Origin of the sequence: Streptomyces sp. NPDC047072, from assembly GCF_040643855.1 — a bacterium.
Taxonomy (GTDB): Bacteria; Actinomycetota; Actinomycetes; order Streptomycetales; family Streptomycetaceae; genus Streptomyces.
Genome location: NZ_JBEYVC010000042.1, coordinates 1 through 18,392 on the forward strand (window position 1 = coordinate 1; position 18,392 = coordinate 18,392).

Annotated in this window: 20 protein-coding genes; 11 read left to right on the forward strand and 9 right to left on the reverse strand. The window is 69.5% G+C overall.

Translation table 11 applies throughout. The annotated features are described in order from the left end of the window. Nucleotides 1-164 precede the first annotated feature (164 nt). From ABZ896_RS19875 to ABZ896_RS19915, 9 genes are all read left to right on the forward strand, one after another. Complete coding sequence (locus ABZ896_RS19875) at nucleotides 165-2,561, forward strand: class I SAM-dependent DNA methyltransferase (protein WP_360930305.1); 2,397 nt, start codon at nucleotides 165-167, stop codon at nucleotides 2,559-2,561. A 57-nt stretch (nucleotides 2,562-2,618) separates the two neighbouring features. Then, nucleotides 2,619-2,921: a DUF6087 family protein gene (locus tag ABZ896_RS19880; protein ID WP_360930308.1), complete on the forward strand. Its 303-nt coding sequence runs from the start codon at nucleotides 2,619-2,621 to the stop codon at nucleotides 2,919-2,921. 78 nt (nucleotides 2,922-2,999) lie between these two features. Next, on the forward strand, nucleotides 3,000-3,704 hold the full coding sequence (locus tag ABZ896_RS19885) for a hypothetical protein (protein ID WP_360930311.1): 705 nt from the start codon (nucleotides 3,000-3,002) through the stop codon (nucleotides 3,702-3,704). Between the two features lie 467 nt (nucleotides 3,705-4,171). Beyond that, complete coding sequence (locus ABZ896_RS19890; RefSeq protein WP_360930314.1) at nucleotides 4,172-4,678, forward strand: hypothetical protein; 507 nt, start codon at nucleotides 4,172-4,174, stop codon at nucleotides 4,676-4,678. A gap of 123 nt (nucleotides 4,679-4,801) precedes the next feature. After that, on the forward strand, nucleotides 4,802-5,254 hold the full coding sequence (locus tag ABZ896_RS19895) for a hypothetical protein (RefSeq protein WP_360930317.1): 453 nt from the start codon (nucleotides 4,802-4,804) through the stop codon (nucleotides 5,252-5,254). Between the two features lie 61 nt (nucleotides 5,255-5,315). After that, nucleotides 5,316-5,963 carry a hypothetical protein gene (locus ABZ896_RS19900; RefSeq protein WP_360930320.1) on the forward strand — a complete coding sequence of 216 codons (648 nt, stop codon included), beginning with the start codon at nucleotides 5,316-5,318 and terminating at the stop codon, nucleotides 5,961-5,963. Nucleotides 5,964-6,050: 87 nt separating this feature from the next. Beyond that, nucleotides 6,051-6,593 carry a hypothetical protein gene (locus tag ABZ896_RS19905; RefSeq protein WP_360930323.1) on the forward strand — a complete coding sequence of 181 codons (543 nt, stop codon included), beginning with the start codon at nucleotides 6,051-6,053 and terminating at the stop codon, nucleotides 6,591-6,593. Nucleotides 6,594-6,628: 35 nt separating this feature from the next. Beyond that, a complete protein-coding gene (locus tag ABZ896_RS19910) occupies nucleotides 6,629-6,901 on the forward strand; it encodes a hypothetical protein (protein ID WP_360930326.1) in 273 nt (90 codons plus the stop codon). Beyond that, nucleotides 6,898-7,632 (forward strand): hypothetical protein, encoded by a 735-nt coding sequence (locus ABZ896_RS19915; RefSeq protein WP_360930329.1) that lies wholly within the window; start codon nucleotides 6,898-6,900, stop codon nucleotides 7,630-7,632. Before ABZ896_RS19910 ends, ABZ896_RS19915 begins: the two co-directional genes overlap by 4 nt. 126 nt (nucleotides 7,633-7,758) lie before the next feature. Here ABZ896_RS19915 and ABZ896_RS19920 read toward each other — a convergent pair whose 3' ends face one another. Together ABZ896_RS19920 and ABZ896_RS19925 are read right to left on the reverse strand one after the other, a co-directional pair. Then, a complete protein-coding gene (locus ABZ896_RS19920; protein WP_360930332.1) occupies nucleotides 7,759-8,394 on the reverse strand; it encodes a GntR family transcriptional regulator in 636 nt (211 codons plus the stop codon). 402 nt (nucleotides 8,395-8,796) lie between these two features. Continuing rightward, on the reverse strand, nucleotides 8,797-9,690 hold the full coding sequence (locus ABZ896_RS19925) for a hypothetical protein (protein WP_360930335.1): 894 nt from the start codon (nucleotides 9,688-9,690) through the stop codon (nucleotides 8,797-8,799). Nucleotides 9,691-9,952: 262 nt separating this feature from the next. Between ABZ896_RS19925 and ABZ896_RS19930 the strand changes: the two genes are divergently transcribed. After that, nucleotides 9,953-10,801: an SAM-dependent methyltransferase gene (locus tag ABZ896_RS19930; protein WP_360930338.1), complete on the forward strand. Its 849-nt coding sequence runs from the start codon at nucleotides 9,953-9,955 to the stop codon at nucleotides 10,799-10,801. 70 nt (nucleotides 10,802-10,871) lie between these two features. Here the strand turns inward: ABZ896_RS19930 and ABZ896_RS19935 are convergent, their stop codons facing one another. The 4 genes from ABZ896_RS19935 to ABZ896_RS19950 form a co-directional block, all read right to left on the reverse strand. Beyond that, nucleotides 10,872-11,465 carry a hypothetical protein gene (locus tag ABZ896_RS19935; RefSeq protein ID WP_360930340.1) on the reverse strand — a complete coding sequence of 198 codons (594 nt, stop codon included), beginning with the start codon at nucleotides 11,463-11,465 and terminating at the stop codon, nucleotides 10,872-10,874. A 163-nt stretch (nucleotides 11,466-11,628) separates the two neighbouring features. Next, the gene (locus ABZ896_RS19940) at nucleotides 11,629-12,666 is read right to left on the reverse strand and encodes a hypothetical protein (protein WP_360930343.1); all 1,038 of its coding nucleotides are present in this window, start codon (nucleotides 12,664-12,666) and stop codon (nucleotides 11,629-11,631) included. A 164-nt stretch (nucleotides 12,667-12,830) separates the two neighbouring features. Next, a complete protein-coding gene (locus tag ABZ896_RS19945; RefSeq protein WP_360930346.1) occupies nucleotides 12,831-13,421 on the reverse strand; it encodes a hypothetical protein in 591 nt (196 codons plus the stop codon). Nucleotides 13,422-13,563: 142 nt separating this feature from the next. Then, nucleotides 13,564-13,920 carry a hypothetical protein gene (locus tag ABZ896_RS19950; RefSeq protein WP_360930349.1) on the reverse strand — a complete coding sequence of 119 codons (357 nt, stop codon included), beginning with the start codon at nucleotides 13,918-13,920 and terminating at the stop codon, nucleotides 13,564-13,566. Between the two features lie 734 nt (nucleotides 13,921-14,654). On the opposite strand from ABZ896_RS19950, the gene ABZ896_RS19955 reads away from it, so the two are divergent. After that, nucleotides 14,655-14,783: a hypothetical protein gene (locus ABZ896_RS19955; protein WP_360930352.1), complete on the forward strand. Its 129-nt coding sequence runs from the start codon at nucleotides 14,655-14,657 to the stop codon at nucleotides 14,781-14,783. A gap of 829 nt (nucleotides 14,784-15,612) precedes the next feature. Here the strand turns inward: ABZ896_RS19955 and ABZ896_RS19960 are convergent. The 3 genes from ABZ896_RS19960 to ABZ896_RS19970 form a co-directional block, all read right to left on the reverse strand. After that, nucleotides 15,613-16,209, reverse strand: coding sequence for a hypothetical protein (locus ABZ896_RS19960; RefSeq protein WP_360930355.1), 597 nt, complete (start codon nucleotides 16,207-16,209; stop codon nucleotides 15,613-15,615). After that, the gene (locus ABZ896_RS19965; RefSeq protein ID WP_360930358.1) at nucleotides 16,206-17,180 is read right to left on the reverse strand and encodes a ParA family protein; all 975 of its coding nucleotides are present in this window, start codon (nucleotides 17,178-17,180) and stop codon (nucleotides 16,206-16,208) included. Before ABZ896_RS19965 ends, ABZ896_RS19960 begins: the two co-directional genes overlap by 4 nt. A gap of 884 nt (nucleotides 17,181-18,064) precedes the next feature. Then, nucleotides 18,065-18,392, reverse strand: a 328-nt coding sequence (locus tag ABZ896_RS19970) for a hypothetical protein (protein WP_360930360.1), incomplete at its 5' end; no start/stop codon positions are given.

The following is an 18,392-nucleotide window of genomic DNA, read 5'->3' on the forward strand; positions in this document are numbered from 1 at the left end:
CACGTCGAGCCGGAGCACCGAGTGGGGCATGGGATGCGCGCCGGCGGGCGGCGCCCCCAGAAGCAGCGCCCCCCGCCCCCCCCCCCCCCACCGCCCCGTCCCCACCCGGACTGGCCGGGCACGGCCGCCCCCCTCTTGCTTCTCCCCGCCGAAGGAAATCCGCCGTGCCCGTGTCCCTTGCCCAACTCGAACGTCACCTGCTGGCCGCCGCCGAGGTGCTGCGCGGTCCGATCAGCCCGCACCAGTACCAGGACTGCCTGCTGCCGCTCGTGTTCCTCAAACACGCCGGCGACGAATTCACGGCCGCCCGGGCGCGCCTGTCGGCCGCCGCCCGGGCGCAGGGCAGCAGCCCGGACCAGGCCGCGCACCTCGCCGACTCTTCCGAGGCCCACGCCGAGGCCGGCAGCCTGTACGTTCCGCCGGAGGCGCGGTGGGAGCGGATTGCGGCCGCCACCGACCACATCGCCGAGAGCTGCCTGTCCCCCGCCCTTGAGGCGATGGCGGCCGCTCACCCCCAGCTCACCGAGGCGTTCGCCCACCTGGACATCGACCGGCTCGGCCGCCGTCACGCCGGCCAGTGGGACCGCTGGCTGCGCGCCCTCATCGACCGCCTCACTGCCCTGCCGTTGAACAAGGCGGCGCTGGCGTACCCGGATGTGCTCGGCGCCGCCTACGAGACGCTTCTGGGCAAGTTCGCCTCCCCGTCGGCCGGGGGCGAGTTCTACACCCCCGCCGCGGTGGTCCAGCTCATGACGGAACTGGCCCGTCCCGAAGCGGACGCCCGCATCTACGACCCGTGCGTGGGCTCCGCCGGGATGCTCATCCAGGCCGCCCGGTTCGTCGCCGAGCACACCGGTGACGCCGACAAGCTCACGCTCGCCGGGCAGGACGTCAACCCGAGGGCCGCGGCGATGGCCGCGCTGAACCTGATGGTGCACGGCGTGCGGAACTTCGACCTGCGCACCGGGGACACCCTGGCCGACCCGCAGCACGGCAGCAGCTTCGACCTGGTGCTGAGCAACCCGCCGTTCTCCATGGACTACTCCTTCGCCGCGCTCGCCGACGCGGCCGAGCGCATGCCCTACGGGACGGCCCCCGAGAAAGGCCGGGCCGACTGGATGTACGTGCAGCACATGCTCCACGCCGTCCGCGACCGCAGGGGCAGCGTCTTCACCGTGCTGCCCCACGGCCCGCTCTTCCGCGACCGCGCCGAAGCGGACATCCGCCGCGCCCTCCTGGACGCCGATGTGATCGAGGCGGTCATCGGCCTGCCGGCCGGGCTGTTCACGAACACCGGCGTCCCCGCCTGCATCCTGGTCCTGCGCTCCCCGGGCACCAAACGCCCCGCACTGCGCGGGAAGGTGCTGTTCATCAACGCCGACCAGGAGCACCGGGCCGCGCGCACCCGCAACGTGATGCTGCCCGAGCACGTCGCGAAGGTGACCGCCGCCTTCCACGCGGCCGCCCACGTGCCCGGCTTCGCCCGCGCCGTCGAGCGGCGTGAACTGGCGGACAACGGCGACAACCTCAATATCCGGCGCTACGTCGACAACCGTCCTGATCCGGAACCTCAGGATGTCCGCGCGCATCTGTACGGCGGCATGCCGCGTGCGGAGATCACCGCCCACCAGCAGCTGCTGGACGCGTACGGGCTGGCCGTCACGGATCTGTTTGCCGTGCGCGAGCAGGACGCGGACTACGTCGACTTCCTGCCGCAGGGCAAGCGTCCCGATGCTGGCCGTCTCGAAGTTCTGGCAGCACCCCGCGAGTCCGCCCTCCGCACGGCCTTCGCCGCCTGGTGGCAGGAGTCGGCCGCCGCTCTGGACACCCTCGCGGGCACGGACCGCGCTGGTGCAGGGCATGTCGGAGTCGTCCGGGAGGCGATGCTCGCCTCGCTGCTGGAGCGCCTCGGACCGGTCGGGCCGCTGGATCCCGACGCGGTGGCGGGAGCGTTCGCCGCCTGGTGGGACGCGTCGCGCACCGACCTCTCCGCTCTGGCCCAGCACGGGTACCCGGGCCTGGTCGACGGCTGGCTGCAGGAGGTCCGCTACCGGCTGGAGCCGGCGCTCGATCCCCGCACCGGCACGTCCCGCCGGCCGTCCGCCGCCGAGCGGCGCGCCGCGTACGAACACCCCGTGGTTGGTGGCCTGTTGCCCGGCTTCGCCGCCGAACTGCGCGCGGCCGAGGAAGCCGTGGCAGCGGCGGCCTCCGGCGGAAAGGCCGACAGGGCGGCGCTGCGGACGGCCCGAGCGCACGCGGAGGAACTGGAGGCCGGAATCTGCCCGCCGCCCGACGCACTGCCGGGCGGGTCGCGGCTGGAGCGGGAGCGGTCGGCGCTCGAAGCACGAGGCGGCGAGCGCGAACTCGTCCGCGAAATCCTGCGCGACCGGTTCCAGACCGAGGTCGAGGACCGGCTGCGTGCCCGTCGCGGACAGCTTCACGACCGCTACCGCAGGTGGGAGGAGAAGTACGCCGAGTCCCTCGTCGCCATCCAGGCCGCCGCAGATGCCTCCGAGGCAGCGCTGTGGCGGCGGCTGGAGGAGATGGGATACACCAACTGACCAGTCGGCGATGCCGTACTCTGCCCGTGCTGGAGCCCTCGGAGCGTAGGGAGCACGATGGACGACGAGCCGTTGGCGGACTGGGCGGAACGCCGCGACGAGAAGATCGGACAGCTTCGCGCCGTGCCGCTCGTCTCCGGCGACGGCCCCAAGGGCTCCCACCTCAACCCGGACGCGCCCCGCGCCATCCAACGGTGGAACGGGTATGCCTGGGAACCGCACGGATTCGCGGCCGATCTCGCCGAGGCGAAACGCATCCTGTACCCGTGGGCCGCAGAACCGTCGATCGTGCCAGGACCTCAGTCCCAGCCTCTCGGGGCCGGCCGGGGCAGGCACCGCAGGCCACGCCCTGGCGAGTGAACGGCAGGTGCCTTCCAACTTGTCGCGGCAGTTCCCAGGTGAGCCAGAAGCACAGTGCCCTGGAACGGACAGCGCCTGATGTTCCAGCCAGGGACGACTGTCCAGTGCATCGCCTCGCACAAGGACTGGGGCGCTCACGGCACCGTCACCGGTGACCTCGGTGACGGCGAGACCTACACGGTCGATCTGCTCCCGCCCCGCACGGGCACCGCGACGTGGCACCGCACCAGCGTGGTCCGCGTCTGGGACCCTCCAGACTCGGTCGGCGCCCTGCCCGGCGTTGACGCGGGCGGGACGATCCCGATTCCCGGACTGCGCCTCCTGCTGCGGACAGGGCGACGCTGTCTTGCCCATCCCGTCGTGGGAACACGTGCGGAGGCGGAGGTGGCGGCCGGTTGGGTCCCGGAGCACAGCCCGTACGGCGACCCGCCCGGCTGGAGGCCGGTCGGCGAAGGCGCGCACCGGGCCGTCATCCTCAACCCGGCACGGACCACCGTCTACAAGATCGATACGCAGCCCGGCCGCAACCGTCGCGAGCACCGCACCCTGCGTGGCCTTCGCCATCAGGGGTATGCCTACGCGCCGCCGACCACGCTGTGGACCGTGCCCGACCCTGTATGTGGCACAGGCCGCGAGGTCGAGGTCCTGGCGATGCCGTACCTGCCGAACGACGGCACCGCGCCGGGCAATGCCTACCCCCGGGCCGGCCTGGTCGACCTGAACGCCGCGAACATCACTGTGTGCAGGGGCCGTTACTGGATGGTCGACGCCAGCGGCCTCTGAGACCGAGCAGTACGTCGCTGCGAGTCGGGGGGCTTCGTACGGGGTGCAGGGGTGCCCGCACGGACGCGTCCGGTGCTGCGACTGTGGGACGGGCAGCGGCTCGGATCGGCCCGTGTCCGGCCGGCCCGTCGCGCCGGAATCGGCGGCCTGGCAGTTGAGTCATTGAGGGCAGCGGCCAGTTACCTGCTCCCTGGAAGGCGTTCTGCGGGACGCGTAGGCAGCGGCCCAGCGGCCGGACGCACGTCTCCGCCCCGCCCTCCGCGTCCTGATCTTTGGCGTCCGGCAGGCCGGCGTGTCCGTCGCACCCCACCGCATGCGTTGCAATTCAATATTCCAGGATGTAGTCTGGTTGTAGTTGAGGGAGCCGCTCCGGCCGACAGCCCCGGGCCACCTCACGCCCTCCCTCCCCTACCTGGCACTGCCAGTGCACCTCCACCCCCACCAGCCCTACAACGTAAGGAACTGCCGTGTCCGAAAGCGACGTCGTCCCGCGTGTCATAGCCCGCCTGGTCCAGCACACCGACGACCGGGCGGCCGAGGTCATCCACGAGGCGGCCTGTGCAGCCGGATACCTGTGGCGATGCGGCAACGCCGACTGCCGGGCCCACAACTACCGAGGCCAGCGTTACTGCGAGGGCTGCGGCTGGGGCCGCTCCGGCAGGCCGGTCGGCGACATCACCCCCAGCCTGTACGACGTGCCCAAACAGAAGTGGCGGGCACTGCACCGCGCGGTGGTCGCTCACTTCGGGCAACTCGACGGGCCGATGCCGGATGCCGTCGTCTTCGACTACTTCGACGGTCCCGGCTGGCGGGGTGCCGAAGTACGCACGATGCACGGCGGACAGTGCGCGGAGATCGCCGGCGGCTTCCGGGACCGCACCGTCCACGAGGACATCGCGGCCGCACTGGACGCTCTGACCCGCTTCGAAAAGCCCGCCTTCGGCGAGCACATGCGCCTCGTCCTGTCCGCCTGAGCAAGCCGTCCGTCCAGGCCCCTGGGAGCCCGGTTGAGCACCCCACCTGTCCGTCGGCGCGGACACCGTGCCCCGCCCGACCAGCGAACTCCTCCCCCCACTTCAGCAAAGGACCGTTCCCCGATGAGTGACCGCCTCGAATGGGCCCACGCCACCAGCACCGCCCAACTCCTCTTCCCCGGAGAGGACATCGACGGCGCAGTGGTCGAGCCAGGTGAGATCGCCGTCGCCGTGTGGACCGGCAGCAACGGCATCGCCCTCCACGGCCCGAGAAACCAGGTGCGCGACCGGCTGCTCCAGCTCGCCCTTGCCGTCCACGAGGCTCCCCCGGTGCCCTCCACCGACGCGTGCATCTCGGAGGAGGTGGACGAGAGGCGCTGGAAGCCCGGCCTTCCCCTCGAACAGTTCTCCATGAAAACCACCTTCCCGGACATCGCCATGTGCCGGAGGCCACAAGGCCGGCCCGTCACCACCGATCCCCTCATGGCCACCTGTCCCGACTGCATCGACACCTGGAACAGCCGAACCCACCTCACCCGGCTCAGCCTGTCCCACCCCATTCCCGCCCTGCCCTGACCCCCCGATGGCCGGGCTGCCTCCTCGCGCGGCCCGGCACCGACGCAAGGACCCCAGCACCATGACCAGCACCACCGCGACTGCCGACACCCTCCTCGAAGCACTCCTCGCCGAAGCGTCCGCATGGGCCTGCGACGACACCGAGGACCAGCAGGTCCTCGACGCAATCGACGCCGCGAGCGCCCCGGCCGACAAGCTCACCCTGCTCCAATACTCCAGCCTCGTGCCCTCCCGGCTGTTCGCGGCGATCGCCGAGGCCCTCGCGGCCCTGGACCCGGCCACCTACACGCCCCCGCCGACCGCCAGCTCGGACATGGCCTTCCTCGCCCTGGCCACCGTGATGGTGCGCGCCGCCGGCACGTCGGTGGCCGAGGCCCGCGCCCGCGTGGAGGCGATGGAGGGCGAGGAGATCGACCCGGCCGCTCCGCACCCGGGCGGCGTGCGCATCAGCGCGCTGAGCATCGAGCCGGGCACCCTCCGCCTGGACCAGATCGGCGACGTGCCCGTCGCCGACACGACTTCTCTGGCAGCTGCGGGCGCTCCGGCCTCGATGCTGCCTCCCGCGATCCGCACGAGCCTGGCCGACGTCGTCGCCTACTGCTGGAGCAGCGAGGAGCGGGACTTCGCCGAGCAGGACCACCAGGGCCGCGCCCGGCACATCTTCCCCGCTCTGCGCCAGCTGCGCGCCTACCTGGACAAGGCCGCATAGCCACCCCTCTCCCCCACTCCCGTCCGCCCTCCCCGGCCCCCCGTCGTGCCCCTTCCCGTCTGAACTCCTCTCCAGAAAGGCCCCCTTATGGCACTCGTCGACCACAACGACGTCTTCTTCGGCTCGACCGACGACGGCTGGACCTTCGCCCTCCTGAACCGGCCGATCGCCGACGGCCCCGCCATCATGACGTCGGCGGGCTTCACCGAGCGCGCCCATCGCGGACGCACTATCTATCTCCTGCCTCCCGGCACCCCGGGCACTGGCGCACGGACCGGGGATGCGATCGGCCGGCTCCTCGCCCATACCCTGGACATCGTCGAACTCGCCTGGACCGCCCGCCTGGCCCCCTCCCCCGCCGGCCAGCCCGACGCCCACATCACCGTCGAAGGCACCACGGTGACCGCCATCGCGACCGGACCCCGGGCGCACGCCATCCTGACCGACGTCGGCTTCACCAGGTGCGGTGACGGAACCCTTCGGCTGCCCGGCGACCTGGACGAGCCCGAGAGGGTCGGCCGGATCGTCCGCGCCGAGGCCCACCTCCTCGTCGAGGGACTCCACGTTCGCGTCGACCTCGGCATCGCCACCCCCGACGACCTCCCCCCTGCGCCCGTCCCGCGCCCCTGACCGCACCTCCCTCCCCGTCTCCCTTGGAGCGCCCCGTGTCCGACCCCTACCTGGCGCGCGTCCGCGACGCGGCGATCACCGTCGTTGACGCCAGCCCCGAGGACAACACCCCCAGCGACGTCTACGAGATCGCCGTCTTCGGCATCAGCGTCCTCATCCGCCGCCGCGACCAGTGGGGCCCGGCCACCGACGTGCCCTACGTCCACATCGAAGACCACAACGGCGGGCCCGGCCTGCTGCTGGTCGAGGTGAACAACACGGGCGAGCACGAGCACCCTCGCCCCGCCACCCACGGAGTAATCGCATGAACTACGCCGCCGCCCGCCGGGTGATCGACCCGGACGCCGAATACGTCGTCCACGTCCGCACCGATACCGGCTGGACCGCTCCCGCCGATCCCGGTCATCGTCAACTCCCCGGCCTGGACGTCCTGGTGGCGGCCCGACGGGTCCTGCGAGCCGATCCTGCCGGCACGGCCTGGTGCACGTCGGCCGAGGCACTGCACCTGCGGTCCGGCGACGGCCGGTTGTGGCTGCGCTTCGTGCTCGCCGCTGTCGCCGAGACCGACCTGTGCCCACGCCCCGGCTGCGCGGAATTCCTCCCCGACTCTGGCCGCTGCGCCTGCGCCGGCCAGCCCGCGCCCGATGACCGTGCCCCCGCCGGGCTGTGGCGGGTGCTCGGGCTGGCCGACTCCGCCATGGTGCCCCTCACGAGCAGCGATCTGACCAGGACGGATCTGGTGGTCCTGGCACGTGCGTGCCACCTCCTTGCCCAGCAGCATCACGCGGCGTCGGCCCGTACGCCGCTTCCGGAGGCGGCGCAGCCGCTGCTGGAGCGCCTGGCCCTGGTCTTGGACGACCTCGACGAAGGCCGTCCGCACGCCGTGGACGTCGATGTCGCCTTCCGGCGCCATGAGTTGCTCACGCTCGCCGACGCCGCTCTGGCCCTCTACCGCGCCCACGGGGATGCCGAGGATGTCCTGGGCCGTCCATCGGTGCTGCTGCTCGCCCACCTCGCTTATGCGAGCGGCCCGAACTGATCGACCGGGCGCGTGGGTGCTGGCTGCGATGACTGCCGGTGCCCGACGCGTCCCTCCCCCTCCGGGGCCTGTGTCCCGGCCCTGACGACCGGTACGGAGACCCGGAGGTGGTCCAGCCGTCGACGCTCAGGGCCGCAAGGGATCAGTTCCCGGAGCCGGCCGGGCCACGCAGTCGGGCTCCGTGACGCCCTGCTGGGCCGCCACGCGGCGCCGGAGCTGCGTGAGTTCGGCGTACAGCTCATCGAGCGCTGTGTCGGTGATGGTGGACACGGTGTGGCGCAGGCCCGCGCCTGGTGCCTCCTCTGCGACACTCGCTCGCGAGTCGTCCTTGCTCCAGGCGACGACATTGCTCCGGCCGACGGTGCGTATGAGTCCTTCGTCACGCAGGATCTGCAGGGCCCTGCGGACGGTCATGGACGCCACCCCGTAGCGCCTTTCCAGTTCACGGCCCGAAGGCATCTTCGCGCCCTGGGCGAGTCCGCCCGCCGTGATCTGCTCACGGAGGTCGAAGGCAATCTGTTGGTACAGCGCCGGACCGGGCGTCCTGCCGAGGCGACCGACGACGGTCGCAGAGGCGGACTCCTGCTCAAGCCGCACGGAAGTACCGCGGCCCTGGGGGACGAACGCCTCGTCCTTCAGCACCCGCATCACACTGCGTACGGTCTCGCCGGCAACGCCGAAGAGCTGCTGGATCGTGCGAGCAGAAGGCAGCAGGCTCACGTGCGTGATGTCCTGGTGAAGCCGGGCCGCGATGAGCCGCACGGGAGAAATGAGGCTGCGAGCCTGCGAGATGTCACCGATCCAAGACGGTGTGGATCGCCACCCGCTTGCCCCTGCAGTTGTACCCCGCATCGGTGCCGATGATTCTGACGTCGACGTGAGTGGCATGGTCCCTCCTTCATCGTCGTGTTCGTCTGCTACAGGTGCCGAACGGCGCCCTCGTGTGACATGAAGCGGTGCGCCATCTCGCGGACGTCCAGGGCAAGGGCCCGCTTGGGCCGGCGTACCGCCCCTTGCCACGCGACCGCGCCCGCTTCCTGCCGCGGGTGGGCATCCTCGCCGCCGGAGGCCGTGCGCACTGGGCTGCTCCTCGCGGCGGTGGGCACCGCCGCGGCCGGACTCGCTGCGGCACGCCGGTCGTGTCCGCAGCCGCACGAGCCTGGGTCACGGCGCAGAGTCAGTGGGCGGAGCAGGGGTCCACGTGCTGGCTTCACGGGCCACGATGATCAGTGCTCGTTCCCGGACCAGGTCGTCGTGGACGCCGGGGTCGCCGGGCGGCAGCAGTTCCAGCGCGCGGTCGATGGTGGCCAGGGCCTCGCCGAAGCACCGCATCTCCCGCAGGGCGGTGGCTTCTGTGAACAGGGCCACCGGGTCGGTGCGGCGGCGGAACGGCGGCCGGGAGAGGATGCCCAGCATGTGCTGGTGGCGCTGGAGCATGCCGTCGCCGAGCCACAGGCCGTGCAGCAGCGTGTGGAGCACCGTCACGTCGTCGCCGGCCTTGGCCAGGACCTCATCCATCACCTGGAGTCCCTGCGGCTTGGACTGGCCGAGCAGCGCGAACGCGTACAGCGCGCGGGTGAAGACGTCCCAGGGTCCGCGGTGAGTACGCAGCAGTTCCTCCAGGGCGGCCCGGCGGAAGTCGTAGCGCAGGGCGAGTCCGAGAAGGTGGATGCGGGTCCGTGCGGTGAACGCGTCCTGGGCGCCGTCGCGGGGGATCTCCTCGGCCAGGCGGCGGCCGTCGCGCCGTGCCTGCCAGGCCACGTCGGCGCAGAACGCCGCGGACTCCTGCCAGGTGGCGCGAGCGACGCGCATCCAGTGCTCGGCCCGTGCCGTGAACACCGTGTCGAGGGTGTCGCCGACGTCGACCTGGGCCAGGGCCAAAACCCCCGGCCGCAGGTGCGGAAGGTGCACGGCTTCCTCCAGCAAGGGCCGTACGCCCGGCGCGCGCAGCAACTGGCGTGCCCCCTCGCGCCGGGCATGGCGGGCCGCCGGCGGATGCCGGACGAAGGCGAGGACGTCGGCAGGCAGGGTGGGCGAGACGGGGACAACAACGGTCATCGAGCTGCTCCTGGTCACGTTCCACGGCGGACGAAAGGGGATGCCCGCCTCTTCGTCTGCTACAGGTGCCAGTCGCGGCCGCGGTGTGACACCCGCGGCCGGCTTTCTCGCACCGCCCACACGGGACACGGCGCCGCAGGCCTCCTCGCATGCAATTGCACCAGGACTCCACCGTGGCCGCACGCTGCTGACCAGCGTGAAGGCACCCATGACGTCAGCGAGCGGCATCCGCCCGGCTTGACCGACGCCTACCGTCGTCGGCATGTCCGATCACACGCCGGCCAGCGAGTCACCCGGCTCCGATGTCCCCTACGGGCAGGACGCGTTGGGGCAGGACCGGGCCCACAGCGCCCGCCTGTACGACTACTTCCTCGGCGGGAAGACGAACTACACCGTGGACCGGGATGCCGCCCGGGACCTGATGCGCATCCTTCCCGCGATCGAGACCGCGGCCCGCGTGAACCGGGCCTACATGCACCGGGCCGTCCGCTACGCCGCGCGCCAGGGCGTACGGCAGTTCCTCGACCTGGGGACCGGATTCCCCCACAGTCCCAACCTGCACGAGGTCGCCCAGGCCGTAGCGGCCGACTGCCGGGTCGTCTACGCCGACACCGACCCGATCGTCCTCGTCTACGCTGACGAACTCCTCGACAGCCGACCCGAGGGCCGGACCCGCGTCATGACGGCCGACGTCACCAGGCCCGAGGAGCTCCTGGCCACCGTGGCCGAGGAGGACGTCTTCGATCTCGGCCGTCCTGTCGCGGTGAGCCTGCACGCCGTACTGCACCTCGTCCCCGACGCCGAGCAGCCCCACGACGCCGTCGGCCGTCTCGTTGACCAGCTCGCTCCCGGCTCCTACCTCAGCCTGAGTCACTGCACCGGTGGCCTCTCCCCCGCAACGTGGCGCGCGGTCACCGAGGTCTGCGCCCGGCACGGCATCGTCGCCCAGCCGCGCAGCCGGTCACAGATCCGCCGCTTCTTCTCCGGCCTCCAGCTCGTCGAGCCCGGCCTGGTGCCGGCGCACCGCTGGCGCCCGGAGGCCGGCAGCGGCCCCGGCCTCCTCAACAGCGAGCAGGTCTGCCTGTACGCGGGAATGGCACGCAAGACCTGACAACAGGGTCTCCACGGGCGGCGTCGCACGGCCGCGTCGTACCGCACCATGGTCGGCGGCCTGCCTCGGTTCAGGAACCGCCGGCTGACTGGCCGGCCACCGCGAGGCGGTCACGGACTTCGGCGGCCGCGCGGCCGTCCGCCGCGTCGAGCCCGGTTTCGCACAGTGCCACGGCGGCCGAGCGCAGCAGCGACACCGCCTGGGCACCGCGGCCGTTGCGCAGCTCCTCCTCCGCCAAGTCCACGGCCTGCACCGCCCAGTCATCGTCCGCACGGACAGCCGACGCCGCGAGCGGGCGTAAAACGGGCAGTTCCGCCTGTGCCACCGGCCTCATCCGCACCTCCCTGCGGCACGCGCCGACCACGGTCACCGAGGCGGACACGATCATCCCCGCCATGATCACCGCGAACACTGCGGTGAAAATCGGGGAGTCCGCAGCGAAAGGGCGGTCGGCGCCCAGCGCGCCGCGCACCGCCTCAGCGATCCTGGGCTCGACCAGGGCCACGAAGACGAAGACCGCCCACACACCGGCGAATCCTGCTGCACGTCGGCCGAGCTGGGCGGGCCGCACCCTGTAGGCGAAGGGCAACAGCAACTGGACGGCGGCGATGGCCGGGGGCAACAGCACGAGCAGCTGCCAGACGCCGAGACGTCCGCTGATCATCAAGGGCCCTCTCCCCCCGTCTACAACATCCGGGCACTCTATGCGCCGGCACCGACAGCGCCCTGTCCCCACAGACACGGCTCGCTCAGCACGGCCGGTGACCAGCCCCAGCCCGGTGACCTGCCCCTCGAGCCCAGCGGGGTGACCAGATCACCGGAGCCGGTCAGCGCGAATCGGTCATCCGGTACTCGATCGACAAGACCTTGGGCTTACTCGCCGGACTCATCTCGGCCAGGCCCTGACCCTGGAACGTGTCGGTGATCACCGTCCGCTTGCTCTGGTCGTAGACGGCCTCCTCGTCGTTGGGGCCGATCTGGAAGCTGCTCATGTACTGGGGCTTGAGCATCTCTTCCTGAGTGTGAGCGGTCGGGAATCCGGTGACCACTCCCCCACCGGCCAGCTTGAGCGCGTAGACGGTGGGGTGCGCCGGGTCCTGGGCGAAGTACTTCTTGGTGGTGTAGGCGGCGAGCTTGCCGTCGTTGCGTTCCTGGTAGACCTTGGTCGACTCCTTGGAGGAGTCGCTGGACGCGAACACCTTCGCCGCCTTCTTCGTGCCGCCCGACTCGAAGAAGTCTTCGTAGAGACCGCCGAGTTCGGACGGGGAGCGCTCGCCCACCTTCTGGGACGGATTGGCGACCTGGGCGAGCCCGTACTTGTCAACAGCGATCGTCGGGAACGGCTCGTCCTTCGGCGTGTAGAACGCCATCGTCATCTTGTAGGTGCCGCTGCCGCCGGTCTTGTCGAAAATGAGCAGCGCCTCGGGGTGGTCCCCATAGCTGGAGGTGGCCTTGACCGCGAACCAGCTGGCCGTGCCCGCGGCCGGGATGTAGTAGGTGCGGTTCTGGTAAAAGAAACTGGTGCCGTACTCCTTCTTCTTCTTGGCCGACCAGGTCGGGTACTGCTTATAGTCCGCCGCGGACTGCTCGTTGAGCTGTCCGGACTCCACCGTGGACAGCAGCCGCTCATCCCGGGCCTTGTTAGCCCGGTTGTTGGCCGATTCGTAGGAGTCCACCACAGCCTTGGCAGCCGCGATCGTGATGATCCCCTGCGGCGCCGGGGACTTGCTCGCGGCGGGCTTGGCGGCAGCGCCGGTGTCCGAGCCGGAGCCGCAGGCGGCCAGGGTCAGGGCCGTACCCGCGCCCAGCGCGAGCACACACATCCTGCGCAGGCGCGGAGCAGCAGAAGCGAAGTGGCGAATCACGGGCGTGTCTCCTGATGAATCAGACGGAGGAAAGAGAAGGGAAGGGAGAGACGGGCGCGGCTGCGAGCACTGCTCAGCTTCGGGCCCGGCCACGGCGGCCGGCGAAGGCCGCGGCGGCGGGTACGCCGGTCTGCCTGCCGCACAAGGCGCACCGGGCGTGGCCGCTACGACGCGACCGGCCACTCCAGCGGCTTCTTGTAGAAACCACGCGTGACCTCGATGGCCGCCGGCTTCTGTCCCGCAGGGACGAGGAAGGCCGTGCAGACCTTCTCCGACGCCCCCTTGGACATGACCTTGCTCGTGTCGTACCCGGGGCAGTCGGGCCACTTGGCCGAGCCCATCAGCACGATCAGCGGACGCGCGCGCTGCCCGCCCGTGGTCCGCACGACCAGGTCATCGTCCATGTCCCCGAGCTCCATCGACTTTCCGCCGGTGTGCGTCAGCGTCGACCACACGAACACCGGGATCTGCGGGCCGTCGCTCTCGTCCTTCTCCAGGCCGGAGTCGTTCAGGTCAGCCTGAGTCCCGGTCGTCACCTTCAACGGAGTCACGGTGTAGGTCGCGCCCGATGAGCTCTGCATCGTGCTCTCCTGAGGCGGGCTGGCCTGCCCCAGCGAGAACGTCGTCTTCTCCTTCTTCTGCGCAGCCCCGTCGCCATCGGCTACCGAACCGGCGCCGCCTGCGCAGCCGCTCACCGCCGCCAGCGCGATCACGCCGACAGACGCCGCGACCAGCCGCGCCCCCGTATCCACCACTTGCTCGAACTCCTCAGAATCTGCTCATAGACGGGCCGCCGGACGCCACCGCGCGGCCGTCAACCGGAATGGGTGTGCGCCACAAGGGCGCACACCCGGAGACAACGGCCGACCGAGGCCGGGACGCCACTGTCGTCGCTGCTCAGGCTCGCTTCGCACACGTGAGGGGAACCTGGCCACCGGTCACGATGTACCAGTCGTAGCCCTTCTTGTTGCACTTGTTGTAGCTGGTCCCGTAACCATTCGCGATCACACAGGACTTGAGCTTGTCGCCCCGGTAGACGTACCGAGCCACCGGGTCGTTGGAATCGGCGACCGTGTCACCGCGGTCCGGTATACGCACCGCGACCTTCTTGCCCGTGATCTTGATGGTGATGCAGGAGCTCGCCTTCGCTGACGTCGCAGCTTGCGCAGAGCCAGCCGTCGCCAGCCCAGCCCCGACCAAACTCAGGCCGAGCAGGCCAGCCGCCGAACAACGCAACCTACGAGACTTGTTCATGAAAGCTCCCTCATGGTCAGAAGCGAGAAGGCCGTCGACCGGCTTCACGAGCCGACTCGATGGGACGGCGTCTTACACACTTGAACTGGGGAGCCGACACTCAGGACATGTCGTTGATGACGTGAGCGATGGCCCGTATTCAGCAACCGGCAGCAGCACCGCCGCCGTCCCTGTTGACCATCGTGACCACCCACGCAGGCGACAACCAGGCCCGACTTTTTCCGGAAGGCCAAATACCGGCAACTCGGCTTCACATCCAGAGGTACCTCCTCGTGGCCGGCCACCCGCAGCCACCAGCGTCCTCGGGGAAACCTCAGAAGGCCGCTGTCCCGCAGCGGGTGGCATGCACCGGCGGCAATTCCCCAGCAAGCGCTTGGAGTTCGGCAAGACCCGCGTACCTCAATTCCAGCTCCCAACTGGCGTTCTGCCGCGCTCACCGCCTCCCGCACCCAAGCGCGACGACAGCACCAACTGGCACCGTCAATCGGCAGGTCCGCACAGCTCGCCGTCCGCCTGCTCTCGAACCGGCTCCAGCCGAGACGCTGCGCCACTACACCTCCGCGCACCGCCAGGCCGCCTCACCAGCCACGCTGTCGAAACCGCTCGACCGCGGCCATTCGCTTGCCCTCGGCCCGGGTATCCCGGGCCGCTGAGCACGATCTCTATCGCCCGCGCGCTCCCAGCCGAGCATCTCCTCGGTCAACTCCGGGCCTACGAGGCCACCAGCGCCTCCTGTGTCCCTCGCCGCGCAGCCGCTGCGCCGTCTGCCCGGCTGCGGCTCCAGCAGCGAGGGGTATCCGGCCAGCGCGCCCGGCTTGTTCACCAGGACCACGACCACGGCCGCGAACTGCGCGGCCTGGTAGAGCCTGCCGCGCCGCGCGCCGCTGCGAGCACATCAGGCACAGGCCACCAGTCGCCCGTTCCCACGCTCCGTGTACGGCCGCGCCGCCAACTCAGCCTCGGCCTTGGCGGGTTCCTCACGCCTAGTGGGGCGCCGGGCGCCGTTCAACCGTGGCCCGCCCCCGCCGGACGGCCGCCTCGGCGACCTCCTGACTCAGCCGCTGTTCCACCTCCGCGGAACTCCCCCAGCGCCAGGCGAAGCATCTCGCCAGTGACGGTCCGCGTGACCTGGCAACGCAGGACACGCCGGACCTAGATCATCGCACCCCGCCGCCTAGCACTTCGCCCGCTGCGGCAGACCGCCTTCCAGCGCCACCCGACCGGATCGCGCACCGGTCGCCCGCACTACGCGGCCAACCGACACTCCGCCAGCACCACAGGCGCCTGTCCGGGGCCCATGATCCGGTCCAGTCACGCCAGCTGAGCCAGCACCGGAGCCCGCCCGATCAGCGCCCACTTCCACCTCACCGGAGCTAGCACTCGCTCCAGCCCCTGCGGCAACTACCAATCCAAGGCCACCGCCGCACCCACGATCGGAACTCCTCCCGTGCTGCCGTCCGACGCCGGGACTCTATTTCTGTTCCCCGCGGAGCGGGCCACCGAAGCCACGCGACTCACTGGCAACGTCCGCTGGGCCCGATCCGGGTAGGCCCTCGCGCCCGATTACGGACTCAGGTACAGGGCCGTGTGGTCTGGTCCCCGCGCCCTCGTTTGGCAAGCCCAGTGACGCGGGACGGCGTGGCGGTGTTCAGCCTCGCTGCAACTCCACGAGTTGGGCCTTGCCGCGCTACGTCAGGCCGGCTTGTCCGCAGCCCCGGGCAAATGCCAGTTCAGGCTTATGGCGATCAGCTTCGAACGGTCGGGAACCTTGGCGACGCGAACGAGGCGGCGGAGTTCGTTACGCTCGTCGGGCGTCATGCGCGTATAGACGGAGTTACTTCCCACCCCCGCATAGCGGGTCTGGCTTGCGCGGACCCCGAAGCGTCGGCCGTTGGATGCTGGCACAGCAGCGGCGACAACCTTGTCCCAGCCGGCCGCCCCAGCTGCCTCAACGGCCTCCCAGACAATCTCAAGGTTAGTCAGACCGGTCTTGTTCCGGTACGCCTTCAAGCGACGGTCCACGCCAGGGCTGACGTTGATGGTGACCGGCTTGTCGCCAGCGGCACCCTCTTCCTCCGGCTCCTCATCGATCGGCTCGGCTACACGCGACCGCGATGCTCCACGGGCTGCGCCGCCTCCCACCAGGTCTGCGTCCGACAGATCCTGGCGCTCGACACGACGCTCCGCCGTCCGCGTGGAGCTGCGCCGGCCGGAGAGAGCAGCAACGTTCGGCACGTTGTAGGTGTCGTCGTCTTCGCTTGCCTCGGTGGCCTTTGCTTCGTCACTCATCGGGCGTCAGCTTCCTCTTCAATCGGGCGCTCCATGATCTCGCGGACCTCCTGCGTGCGCTGGAGGATCTGCCTGCAGAGCGTCTCGTAGTCGTCGTATACGGACTGGATGGTGTCGGGCAGCTTAGCGCCGCCGGTGTACTGGTCGAAGAGTTCGACCAGCGGATGCTCGTCGTCCCTTGAGAGGCTCGCCACGAGTTCGCTGTGTCCGATGACGCGCTCAAAGCGGTGGTATCCGGCTTTGAGGATCTCTCGAAGGTAGTCGGAAGCCTTCTTGTGAATCTGGCTGGAGTTGCGGCCGGTCGCGAAGAGGATGACGCCGAGCATGGTGAGCAACGGGTTGACTCGCCGCGCTTCGTCGAAGTGCTTCTTGATCGTCTTGGTGCCGTCTAGTGAGCCTCGATCCGTCTTCGTCGACATGACCACCCATCGGCCACATGCCAAGCCCTGCCGTTGCATCACTGGGTTCTCAGGCGGGAGGTCGATCAGGATGAAGTCGTAGTCGCCAGCGATCGGCAGAAGGCACTGAAGAAGCCTGAGGTCCGCATTCTTGGTGAAGGTGGACCGAAGCCGCGGGTAGACGTCCGTGACGAACTCTTCGATCTTCGGACCGCCGACGATCAGATCGAGGCCAGGGCGGACTGGCACAGGCTTGAGCGGCGTCCCCTTGCGTAGGGCCTCAACCAGGGCCTCGCCCTCGTCAAGGAACTGCTTGTCGACACCAAACTCATGGATGGCCAGGTTCCCCTGACCGTTGATGTCGAGAGCCAGTATGCGAGGGTCTTGCCCCATCTCCTTCAAGTAGCGCATCAGCATGAGAGCGAAGTTCGCCGTCACACTGGTCTTGCCGCTGCCGCCCTTGTCGTTGGCGAAGACGTAGACATGCCAGAGGTCCTCCCAGGGGATGTCCAGAGGCTCATCCTTGTCATACTCAGCTAGGGCGAAGCTGTAGGGGAGCACGTCTGTCGGCATTAGACTCCTCGCAGGTCAAGACGTAGATCGAGCATGGGAAGGCAGGCAGCGTGCAAGGCGTGAAGCAGACCAGTACGGCTGTCGCAGAACATGTTGCCACATCGATCTTCGACATTGCAGGCAACCACACAGAAGACCTCTTCACCGTGCCTGCCGTCGGGCCTCGACGCCGAGCTCGGGGCCTGGCGCCGCGCGCCCCTCATGGAGCCATCTTTGGTGGCCCATCCGCCTCGGACGAGGGCATAGCTCAAGGGCTGCTCTTCATTGCACCACAGAGTTCTCACCTGCGGAAACAAGCAGTCAGAGCTACTTGCACAGCTACTTGCAAGGCTACTTGCACAGCCGTTGTCACTCCCCTTGACTTGAGTAGCTGCATCTCGGTGTGCGTGCATATAGGGACGCCGCGCTGCATCCACAGTCGGTGCCACGTCGTGTGGTCAGACGGCGAGCCGTTGGACCGGACGTACGTGTGTGCTGAGTGCGCGCCAAGGATGCGTTCTGCTCGCCAGCTTGACTGTCAGCGCTTCGCTGCGCAGTCGGTTTCGCTCACGGGCGGGGCTGGTGCGGCGCGACCAAGGTGGCCCTTCTTCTCGTCAACTTGGTGCAAAGTGTTCTGCCTTGAGGTCGCCCCCTTGGCTAACCACACTGCAGGGCAATTGGGAACCGGTCTAACCTGCATGCGGCCTGGCCTTACCGGAGTTCAACCGCGTCGTCAACTGGTAAGCCATTGGCTGGTCCACCCGTATTTCCTTGATGCGGGCGCTACTGCTACCTGTCAGTCAGGTCGCACGCGAGGCACTCAAGCGAGCTGCTGGGGCTCCCATCTATCGGGTCGTTATGGCGCGCATGAAGCAGGCCGATCGCGCGCCGAACTGCATAGCAATTCATCTTGCCGCTTGCAGGACACATTGCGTGGTCCTGTGCGAGGTGGTCGGCTGTGCAGGCTGGTCGGCGGGCTGGTTGACCTGTTGCACCGCCTCATAGAGGGCTTGCTCGCAGGTAAGCGAACAGGCTTCAGGAGTTACCTGGCGATTGGCTGGTCGGTCGAACTCGGGGGAGCCCGATTGCGACACCACGAGCCTGCCCTTCAGACACGCGCTACGTGGCTCCTCGCATGTGGTCCTGTGCGAGGTGGTCGGCTGTGCAGGCTGGTCGGCGGGCTGGTTGACCTGTTGCACCGCCTCATAGAGGGCTTGCTCGCAGGTAAGCGAA

Bases quoted from the DNA above. Each gene is read 5' to 3' on its own strand.
- ABZ896_RS19880 (WP_360930308.1), top strand. From the start codon at position 2,619: ATGGACGACGAGCCGTTGGCGGACTGGGCGGAACGCCGCGACGAGAAG.
- ABZ896_RS19885 (WP_360930311.1), top strand. From the start codon at position 3,000: ATGTTCCAGCCAGGGACGACTGTCCAGTGCATCGCCTCGCACAAGGAC.
- ABZ896_RS19895 (WP_360930317.1), top strand. From the start codon at position 4,802: ATGAGTGACCGCCTCGAATGGGCCCACGCCACCAGCACCGCCCAACTC.
- ABZ896_RS19900 (WP_360930320.1), top strand. From the start codon at position 5,316: ATGACCAGCACCACCGCGACTGCCGACACCCTCCTCGAAGCACTCCTC.
- ABZ896_RS19905 (WP_360930323.1), top strand. From the start codon at position 6,051: ATGGCACTCGTCGACCACAACGACGTCTTCTTCGGCTCGACCGACGAC.
- ABZ896_RS19915 (WP_360930329.1), top strand. From the start codon at position 6,898: ATGAACTACGCCGCCGCCCGCCGGGTGATCGACCCGGACGCCGAATAC.
- ABZ896_RS19925 (WP_360930335.1), bottom strand. From the start codon at position 9,690: ATGACCGTTGTTGTCCCCGTCTCGCCCACCCTGCCTGCCGACGTCCTC.
- ABZ896_RS19930 (WP_360930338.1), top strand. From the start codon at position 9,953: ATGTCCGATCACACGCCGGCCAGCGAGTCACCCGGCTCCGATGTCCCC.
- ABZ896_RS19935 (WP_360930340.1), bottom strand. From the start codon at position 11,465: ATGATCAGCGGACGTCTCGGCGTCTGGCAGCTGCTCGTGCTGTTGCCC.
- ABZ896_RS19950 (WP_360930349.1), bottom strand. From the start codon at position 13,920: ATGAACAAGTCTCGTAGGTTGCGTTGTTCGGCGGCTGGCCTGCTCGGC.
- ABZ896_RS19960 (WP_360930355.1), bottom strand. From the start codon at position 16,209: ATGAGTGACGAAGCAAAGGCCACCGAGGCAAGCGAAGACGACGACACC.
- ABZ896_RS19965 (WP_360930358.1), bottom strand. From the start codon at position 17,180: ATGCCGACAGACGTGCTCCCCTACAGCTTCGCCCTAGCTGAGTATGAC.